Raw genomic sequence first — 8,939 nt, 5'->3', positions numbered from 1 at the left:
GTGGTGGGTAAGGAGCTTGTACTCGCCATTGTCTCGGTCCTGACGATATCTTGTTATGTGTCTTGTCTTGCTGGTCGCTATCGATGACGCGCTATTGATGACGCGCTACTGGTGCGCCGCCAGCGACAAGCCGAGTAGCCGCTGCTGCAGGCTTTCGTCCCCCGCCAGCGCTGCCATCGTGCCCGTATGCACCACGCGCCCGTCATCCATCACGGCGACGGTGTCCCCCACCGACTTTGCCATGTGGAAGTTCTGCTCCACCAGCAGGATCGATACGTCCGTCTGCTTGAGCTCGCGGAACACCGTGATCATGTTCTGGATGATGGCAGGCGCCAGGCCCTTGGTCGGCTCGTCCACGATCAGCAGCTTGCGCGGCTCGATGATGGCGCGCGCCACCGACAGCATCTGCTTCTGCCCGCCGGACAGCACGCCGGCGCGCTGGTGCCAGAAGATCTTCAACGCGGGAAACATGCGGAACACCCAGTCGAGCCGCTGCCCGTCGATCGCGCCGCTGCGCGCGGCCAGCCGCATGTTCTCGGCCACCGTCAGCTCGGAGAACACGCTCATGTTCTCCGGCACATAGGCGATGCCGGCCTGCGCGATGGCGGGCGTGCCGCGGCGCGTGATGTCGGCCCCGTCGAACACGATCCGCCCTTCGCTAGCCTGCCACAGGTTCATGATGGTGCGCAGCGTGGTGGTCTTGCCCGCGCCGTTGCGCCCCAGCAGCATGGTCACGCCGCCGCGCGGCACGGCAAAGCTCACGCCGTGCAGGATGTGATACGGCCCGATATGCGTCTGCACGCCATCCAGGCTCAGGATGGGTGCTGCGGGTGCTGCCGGTGCTTCAGCCATGACTGCCCTCCTGCTGCGCGCTTTCATCGCCGGCAGCGATGCCCAGGTACGCCTGTTGCACGATCGGCGAGGCGATCACCTCGGCCGGATCGCCGTCGGCCATCAGGTTGCCGTTATGCAGCACGATGATGCGGTCGGCCAGCGAGCGCACCACATCCATCTTGTGCTCCACCAGCAGCACCGTCTTGCTCTTGTCGCGCTTGATCTCCTGGATCAGGCCCAGGATCACCGGCACCTCGTCCACGCTCATGCCGGCGGTCGGCTCGTCGAACATGAAGATGCGCGGCTGCAGCGCCAGCAGGATGCCCACCTCCAGCTTGCGCTGGTCACCGTGCGGCAAAGAGGCCACCGGCAGGTGGCGCTTGTCGGCCAGGGCCACCCGTTCGAGACAGTCCTCGGCCTGCTCGCGGACCGCGCGGTTTGCGCTCCACACGCTCCACAGATCCAGCCCGATGCGCCGGCGCGACTGCACCGCCAGGCGCACGTTCTCGAACACCGACAGATTGGGAAACAGGCTGGTCAGCTGGAAGGCGCGGCCAATGCCGCGCAGCGCCTTGTGCGGCACCGGCAGGCGCGTCACGTCCTCGCCGCCGAGCAGGATCTGCCCGGCGCTGGGCGGCAACTGACCCGAGATCAGGTTGAAGTACGTGGTCTTGCCGGCCCCGTTGGGGCCGACGATGCAGGTCAGCTCGCCGGGATGAAACGCGCAGGACACCGCGTTGACCGCCACGTGGCCGCCAAAGCGGATGGTGAGATCTCGCGTCTCGAGCGCGGGCGGCCCCGCCACCGCCCGCGAGAGCGCTGCCGTTGTATCGATGGAAGAGGCGCCCACTGTCATCACCGCTTGTTGCGGATCGGCACGTTCATTTCTTCCGGCTTGATCTCGCGGACCAGCTCGGGCACCCCCCAGGCGAACGCGGGATCGACCTTGATCTTGAAGTGGTACATCGACTGCAGCGCCTGGTGATCGTCCTTGCGGAAGGTCATCTTGCCCTTGGGCGTCTCGAACGACATGCCCTCCATCGCGCCGATCAGCTTCTCGGTGCCGGTGTCGCCATTGGTCTTCTTGAGCGCCTCTACCAGCGCGATGCCAGCCGTCATGCCGCCGGCGGTGAAGAAATCGGGTGGCGACTTGAACTTGGTGTAGTGGTTGGACACCAGCCACTCGTTGGCCTTGTTCTTGGGAATGCCGAAGTAGTAATACGTCGCGCCTTCCATGCCAGGGAAATTCTTGTAGTTGCTCATGGCGGGCAGGATATTGCCGCCGGTGGCGATCTCGATGCCGTAGCGCTTCGGATCGAGGTCGGCAATCTTGAACGGGTTGCCGGCGCCCGCCCAGATGATGAAGATGATCTTGCGGCCCGGCTTGTCCTTGAGCGAATCAAACAAGCGCTGCGCCCCGGCGGTAAAGTCCGTCGTGTTGGTCGGCAGGTATTCCTCGTGCACGATCTTGGCGTTCTTGAGCGCGCCCTTGAAGGCCTTCACGCCGTCACGGCCGAAGGCGTAGTCCTGCGCCAGGGTGGCGATCTGCACGCCAGGCTTGTCCAGCGCCACGGCGTTGGAGATGGCATCCTGCGACGAATTGCGGCCCGTGCGGAAGATGTAGCGGTTCCACTTCTCACCGGTGATGGAATCCGCCACGGCGGGCTCGACCAGCAGGATCTTCTTGTACTCCTCGGCCACCGGCAGCATCGCCAGCGCCGTGCCGGAGGACGTCGGCCCCACGGCGATGTCCGCGCGATCGTCGCTATACGCCGCGGCAAGCTGGGCCTTGGCCACGTCGGGCTTGCCCTGGGTGTCCTTCTCCATCACCACCAGCTTGTTGCCGTTGACCATCATGGTGCCGTTGGTGGCGTAATCCAGCCCCATCATCAGCCCGGTCTGGGTCTGCTTGGCATAGGCCTCGAGCGCCCCGGTCTTGTCGTAGACGTGGGCGATGCGGATATCCTTGGCAAGGGCGCCGCCGGCGGCCAGCAGGCTGGCCAGTGCGATGACGCCAGCGGCTTGGTGCTTGAATTGCATACTTGTCTCCTCTAAGGGTGTCGCTTGTCGTTGCAAGTGCAGATCCTGCCTGCTTGTTGCTGCTTCGCTTTCCTGTACTCTTTCCTGCGCTCCTTCCTGCCGTCCTGCCTTTCCGTTTGCAGCCTTAGCCTGGCCCATCGCCAAGGAAGCGGCGCATGCCTGCCGCCGCCTCGGCGCTCGTCACCTGCGCCACGAACGCCACGCGCTCGCGCTCAAGCCCAGCGGCCAGCGCATCGGCATCCCAGCGCAGCAGCGCGCGCGTATGCGCCACGCTGCCGGGTACCTTGTCCTTCAGGCCGGCCGCCAGCGACAGCGCCATCGCCTCGGCCTCGCGGGCTGGCGCGAGATGCGTCGCCAGGCCCAGTGCCACGGCCTGGCTGGCCGTCAGCGTGGTGTTCTCAAGCTGGATCGCCCGCGAGCGCGCGGCGCCGATCAGTTGCGGCAGCATCGCCGTCCAGCCACCGTCCGGGCTGAATCCCACCACGGTGTAGTAAGGCGCAATGCGCGTGCCCTCGCCCAGCACCGTCATGTCGCAGGCCAACACCAAACCCAGCGAGCCCCCCGTCAGCCAGCCCTCCACCGCCGCGATCACCGGGCAGCGCAGCGCCGCCAGGCGCAGGATGGCTGCGTTGAGCAGGCCGAGCAGGCGCTGCGCATACTGCGCCAACTCCGCGCTTTGCGGCACGAAGGCGGCAAAAGCACCGACATCGCCGCCCGTGGAAAACGAGCGCCCCGCATGGCTCAGCACCACGGCGCGCACATCCGGGTCCGCCTCCGTGCGCGCCAGCGCGGCCAGCAGCGCTTCGAGCAGTTCCGGCACCAGGCTGTTGTGCCGCTCGGCGCGATTGAGCCGAAGCACGGCCGTGCTGCCAACACGTTCGACCAGCACCAACGCGCTCATCGCGCCGCCAGCCCGTGCGAGATCATGTCGAAGGCCGTATCGACCACCTTGTCCATCGACGCCGGCCGTTTCCACAGCGCGTAGCGCATGCCCAGGAAATTACTGATGCCGATCAGGCACCACGCCCGCACTTCGGCGTCGCCCGGCGAGATCTCGCCCTGCTCCTCGGCCTTGCCCAGGCGCCGGCTGTAGACGTCGGCGAACACCTGGAAGTAACTGCTGTAGATGGTCTCGTCAACCGAGTAGGAATCGAGCACGATGCGGTACAGATTCTTGTGGCGCGCGACGAAGGACAGGAACGCCTTGAGCCCGAGCCGCTCGGCCTCGATCTGCGTCTGCGCTGGCCCCACGTGYTTGCGCAGGTGAGCCCGCACCAGTTCCAGCATGTGCTGCACCAGCGCGCGGAAGATGTCTTCCTTGTCCTTGAAATAGAGATAAAAGGTGCCCATGGCCACCTCTGCCTCCTGCGTGATCTCGGAGATCGAAGCCACGTAGTAGCCCTTCTCGCCGAACACTTTCTCGGCGGCGCGCAGCAGCGCTTCGCGGGTCTTCTGGCCGCGCGCGGTCTTGGGCTGGCTTACGCCGGATTCGGTAAGGGACATCGGGGCTCCGCAGTGGCTGGTCAGGCCGGAAAACAGCAGTCAGGCAGCGGTATTGCACCGCGGAAACTGCCTCCTCCGGCGACCCTCAAAACATGATAACTGATTCATGTTTCATGATATAAAGTTAGCGATCCGTATGTCAATACATGGCTTACCCGGAGCCTTGGCCACGCACGTGGCCAGGCCGGATACCCAGACTGCAAGTTCGCCATTGGATGCTTTGCACGCGATGACTAACGCCGAGCCCGCCCCCGCCTTCGATAGCCACCCTGCTCGCGGTTCGCGGCCCGGCTGGCGGGAGGCCGGCACTGGCCGGGCACTGCTGTTGCTGCRTGGCTGGTCGCTATCCGGCGAGGCGTTCGACGGCCAGCGCGCGCTGGCGCGTGACGGCTATCGTGTCATCGCCCCGGATCATGCGGGGCATGGCTTGTCTGCTGCACTGCCGCACGCCGGACAAGCCAGCCTGGCGCAGCTTGCCGCCGATGCCGCCGGGTTGATCGGGCACCTGGGGTTGCGGGACGTGGTGGTGATTGGGTGGTCGATGGGCGCCATGGTGGCCTGGGAATTGATGCGCGGGGACCCCGCCCTGCCCCTGGCGGCAATCGGCGCCATCGACATGACACCGCGGCTGGCCAGCGCGGCGGACTGGCCGCATGGCCTGCATGCGCACTACGACACCGCGCAGGCAGCCCACATGGCCGCGCACGTGCGCCGGGACTGGCCGCGCCTGATCGATTCGGTGCGCGCCGGCTTATGGGCCGCCGGCAGCAAGCCCGATACGCACGAGACAGGCCGGATCGCCCGCATCATGCGCCAGTGCGCGCCGGATGCGCTTGCCGCGTTGTGGGAAGACATGGCCCGCCAGGATTACCGCCCGGCATTGCGCCAGGCTCGCCTGCCTTTATTCCATCTGGTTGGGGAGCGCAGCCGCCTCTACGCGCCGGCGGTGGGACAGGCCACGCTGGCACTGCAGCCGGCTGCCCGGCTTGTCACCCTCGACGGCACCGGCCATGCCCCGCACATGGAGCGGCCGGCTGCCTTCAACGCCGCGCTGGCGGAGATGCTTGCGTGGCTGGATTCATTGGATTCAGCAGGCGCTCAGGCCAGCAGCCGGTAGGTCCACAGGCCCAGCACGGTCAGCAGCAGCGAGCCGCCAAGGTGCGTCAGCAGGTGCACCGCTGCCCAGCCATAGTCGCCAGCCATCAGGTTGCCCACGACCTCGCTGGAGAACGTGGAAAACGTGGTCAGTCCGCCCAGGAAGCCAGTCACCGCCAGCAAGCGCCATTCGGGCGACAACTCCACATGCGCACCGAAGAATCCCACCGCCAGCCCGATCAGGTAACCGCCAACCAGGTTGGCCGCCAGTGTCCCATAGGGCAATGCCGGGTTGGCGGCATTCCACAGCACAGAGAACGCCCAGCGCAGCCAAGCCCCTGCCGCGGCCCCGACCCCGACCGCCACAAAACCGAGCGCGCCCATCAGCGCTTGAGACCCGAGGGCTCCACCGGCTCCGCCTCGCCGCCGGCATTGAGCGAGCGAATGCCCCAGCGCGCCAGCGCGGACGCATCGGTCACGCGCGCGTCGACCCAGCGCGCGCCCTCCGGCGTCTGCTCCTTCTTCCAGAACGGCGCCTCCGACTTGAGGTAATCCATGATGAATTCGCAAGCGGCAAAGGCATTGCCGCGATGGGCGGAGGCCACCGCCACCAGCACGATCTGGTCCAGCGGCAACAAGGGGCCGACGCGGTGCACGATGGTGACGCCAAGCAGCGCCCAGCGCTCCCGCGCCACCGCTTCGATCCGGGCCAGCGCCTTTTCGGTCATGCCGGGATAGTGCTCCAGCTCCATCGCGCTGACCGCGCTGCCGTCGTTCATGTCGCGCACCGTGCCAACAAAGCTGGCCACCGCGCCCACGCCTGGCTGATCACGGCGCAGCGCCGCCACCTCGGCACCCAGGTCGAAATCCTCTCGCTGTACTCTGACGCTCATCTCAGCCTCCGGTCACGGGGGGGAAAAACGCCACTTCGCAGCCCTCGGCCAACACGCTGTCCGCACTGGCCACCTCGTGGTCCACGGCCATGCGCAAGGCACGGCCCTCGGCCAGCACCTCGGCCCAGGCGCCGCCGCGGGCTCCGAGCCAACGGCGCAGGTCCGCCACGGTAACCACCTCGGCCGGCACCGCGACGCGCTCCTGCCCCAGGCTCAGCTGCTCGCGCACGCTGGCAAAAAAACGGAGTTCGATGTTCATGGCGGTCTCGCTCCTCATGCCAGCAGGCCGTCAAAGGCGATGAACTGCACGGTATCGCCCCGCGCGATCGGCTGGTTGGGCGGGTTGTCGACCAGGCCCTCGCCCCACACCGTGGAAGTGAGCACACCCGAGCTCTGGTTGGGGAACAGGTCTAGCCCGCCGGCCTGGTTCAGGCGCACGCGCAGGAACTCGTTGCGGCGGTCGCCCTTGGGTAGGTCGAAATCGGCACGCAGCGGCAGCCGGCGCGGCATCACGTCCTGCACGCCTTGCAGCCGCAGGATGAAAGGCCGCACGAACAGCAGGAAGGTGACGAAGCTCGAGACCGGATTGCCCGGCAGCCCCAGGAAAAATGCCGGTGCCTGCTCACCGCGCGCCACCTCGCCGAACGCCAGCGGCTTACCCGGCTTGATAGCAATCTGCCACAAGGTGAGCCGGCCTTCGGCCTCGACTGCCGGCTTGATATGGTCTTCCTCGCCCACCGAGACACCGCCCGAGGTGATGATCAGGTCGTGCCCCTCGGCGGCCCGGCGCAGCGTGTCTCGCGTGGCAGCCAGGGTGTCGGGCACGATGCCGAAATCGCTGACCTCGCAGCCGAGGTTTTCCAGCAGCCCGCGCAGCGTGAATCGGTTGGAGTTGTAGATGGCGCCCGGCTTGAGCGGCTCGCCCGGCATGGCGAGCTCGTCGCCGGTAAAGAACACAGCCACCTTGACGCGCCGCACCACGTCCAGCGACGCCTGCCCCACCGAGGCCGCCAGACCCAGCGCCTGCGGCGTCAGCCGCGTGCCGGCAGGCAGGATCACGCTGCCGGCACGGATGTCCTCGCCGGCCCGGCGGATCCACTCGCCCGGCAGCGGCATGTGATTGACGATCACATCCTCACCCTGCGCCACGCACTGCTCCTGCATGACCACCGCGTCGCCCCCCTGCGGAATCAGCCCACCGGTAAAGATGCGCGCCGCCGTGCCGGCCGCCAGCGCCGTGCCGACATAGCCGGCGGGGATGCGCTGGGCCACCCGCAGGCGGGTGCCGGGCGCCGCCAGGTCGGCGCTGCGCACCGCGTAGCCGTCCATCGAGGTGTTGTCAGCCGGCGGCACGTCCAGCGTGCTCGACACCGGCGCGGCCAGCACGCGGCCATTGGCGTCGAGCGTGGCGATGCGCTCTGCCTCGGCGAGCGGGCGGGCGCCAGCCAGCAGGGCTTCGAGGGCCTGGGCCATGGTCAACATGGGGGGACGGGCGGGCGCGGCGGCTTGGGTCATGAGGAAAACGGGTAAGTGAGACAGCGTAGTCAGCGTAAGCAGCGTAGGCAGTGTCAGACCGCGAACCCATGACCATGCAGCGCCCATGGGAAACGGCCCGCGTACCGCCCCCGATACATCCGGAGCAATGCGAGGGCCGTGCGATTTCTGCTCGGCAAGTCTGATTGTAGCGAGTTGGCGCGCTGCCGGCAGGAACACCGCCGGCAGCGGCCGGGGCTTACAGGCCGGTGTGGCCGGCGATGTAGGCCTTGATCCGGTCGGCATCCGCCGGCATCACCTCGAAGCGCTGCGGCAGGTTTTCGATGCCTTCGAAGGCTGCCGGACGCTCCGGCTCATGGCCAAGCGCCTCGCGGATGGTATCGGCGAACTTGGCCGGCAGCGCGGTCTCCAGCACCAGCATCGGCACGCCGGGCGTGAGATGCTCGCGCGCGACCTTGATGCCATCGGCGGTGTGGGTGTCGATGGTGATGCCGTAACGCTCGGACAAGTCGCGGATGGTGGCGAGGCGATCTTCGTGCGTGCTGCGGCCCGAAACGAAGCCGAAGGCGCGGATGCGCTCGAATTCCGGCGTGCCGGACAGGTCGAAGCCGCCCTTGGTGTCGACGTCTTCGCGGAACATCTTGGCCAGCTTGTCGCCATCGCGGCCCAGCAGGTCGAAGACAAAGCGCTCGAAGTTCGACGCCTTCGAGATGTCCATGCTCGGGCTGGAGGTGTGATACGTCTCGGCCGACTTGCGCACGCGGTAGGTACCGGTGCGGAAGAACTCGTCGAGCACGTCGTTCTCGTTGGTGGCAACCACCAGCTTGTCGATCGGCAGGCCCATCATGCGCGCGATATGGCCGGCGCAGACGTTGCCGAAATTGCCCGACGGCACGCAGAACGAGACCTTCTGGCCCGGTCCGTCGGTAGCCAGCAGCCAGCCCTTGAAGTAGTACACCACCTGGGCCACCACGCGTGCCCAGTTGATCGAGTTGACCGTGCCGATCTTCTGGCGAGCCTTGTAGCCGAGGTCGTTGGAGACCGCCTTGACGATGTCCTGGCAGTCGTCGAACACTCCGT

General features: G+C 66.9%; 11 protein-coding genes. 1 reads left to right on the top strand and 10 read right to left on the bottom strand.

The window, feature by feature from the left end; all coding sequences use genetic code 11:
- Positions 1–105: 105 nt before the first annotated feature.
- From AC1DS3_RS30490 to AC1DS3_RS30470, 5 genes are all read right to left on the bottom strand, one after another.
- The gene (locus AC1DS3_RS30490) at positions 106–852 is read right to left on the bottom strand and encodes an ABC transporter ATP-binding protein (protein ID WP_441630100.1); all 747 of its coding nucleotides are present in this window, start codon (positions 850–852) and stop codon (positions 106–108) included.
- Entirely contained in the window at positions 845–1,669 is an 825-nt protein-coding gene (locus AC1DS3_RS30485) for an ABC transporter ATP-binding protein (RefSeq protein WP_441630438.1), read from the bottom strand. Before AC1DS3_RS30485 ends, AC1DS3_RS30490 begins: the two co-directional genes overlap by 8 nt.
- Before the next feature lie 20 nt (positions 1,670–1,689).
- The gene (locus tag AC1DS3_RS30480) at positions 1,690–2,874 is read right to left on the bottom strand and encodes a substrate-binding domain-containing protein (protein ID WP_441630098.1); all 1,185 of its coding nucleotides are present in this window, start codon (positions 2,872–2,874) and stop codon (positions 1,690–1,692) included.
- Between the two features lie 124 nt (positions 2,875–2,998).
- On the bottom strand, positions 2,999–3,775 hold the full coding sequence (locus tag AC1DS3_RS30475) for an enoyl-CoA hydratase/isomerase family protein (protein ID WP_441630096.1): 777 nt from the start codon (positions 3,773–3,775) through the stop codon (positions 2,999–3,001).
- Entirely contained in the window at positions 3,772–4,377 is a 606-nt protein-coding gene (locus tag AC1DS3_RS30470; protein WP_441630094.1) for a TetR/AcrR family transcriptional regulator, read from the bottom strand. Before AC1DS3_RS30470 ends, AC1DS3_RS30475 begins: the two co-directional genes overlap by 4 nt.
- Positions 4,378–4,606: 229 nt before the next feature.
- Here AC1DS3_RS30470 and AC1DS3_RS30465 point away from each other — a divergent pair, with 229 nt between their 5' ends.
- Complete coding sequence (locus AC1DS3_RS30465) at positions 4,607–5,494, top strand: alpha/beta fold hydrolase (protein ID WP_477128587.1); 888 nt, start codon at positions 4,607–4,609, stop codon at positions 5,492–5,494.
- Here the strand turns inward: AC1DS3_RS30465 and crcB are convergent.
- The 5 genes from crcB to AC1DS3_RS30440 form a co-directional block, all read right to left on the bottom strand.
- A complete protein-coding gene (gene crcB / locus AC1DS3_RS30460; protein WP_441630090.1) occupies positions 5,476–5,856 on the bottom strand; it encodes a fluoride efflux transporter CrcB in 381 nt (126 codons plus the stop codon). The genes AC1DS3_RS30465 and crcB overlap by 19 nt on opposite strands.
- Positions 5,856–6,365 (bottom strand): molybdopterin synthase catalytic subunit MoaE, encoded by a 510-nt coding sequence (gene moaE / locus AC1DS3_RS30455; protein WP_441630088.1) that lies wholly within the window; start codon positions 6,363–6,365, stop codon positions 5,856–5,858. The genes crcB and moaE overlap by 1 nt, the downstream gene beginning before the upstream one ends.
- A 1-nt stretch (position 6,366) precedes the next feature.
- The gene (gene moaD, locus AC1DS3_RS30450; RefSeq protein ID WP_441630086.1) at positions 6,367–6,624 is read right to left on the bottom strand and encodes a molybdopterin converting factor subunit 1; all 258 of its coding nucleotides are present in this window, start codon (positions 6,622–6,624) and stop codon (positions 6,367–6,369) included.
- Between the two features lie 14 nt (positions 6,625–6,638).
- Positions 6,639–7,880, bottom strand: coding sequence for a molybdopterin molybdotransferase MoeA (locus tag AC1DS3_RS30445; RefSeq protein ID WP_441630084.1), 1,242 nt, complete (start codon positions 7,878–7,880; stop codon positions 6,639–6,641).
- Between the two features lie 217 nt (positions 7,881–8,097).
- Positions 8,098–8,939 (bottom strand): PALP domain-containing protein (locus AC1DS3_RS30440; RefSeq protein WP_477128586.1); only part of this gene is annotated, 842 nt, incomplete at its 5' end.

Source organism: Cupriavidus sp. 01L46 (assembly GCF_056399905.1).
This window is presented reverse-complemented; position numbering and strand designations above follow the sequence as displayed.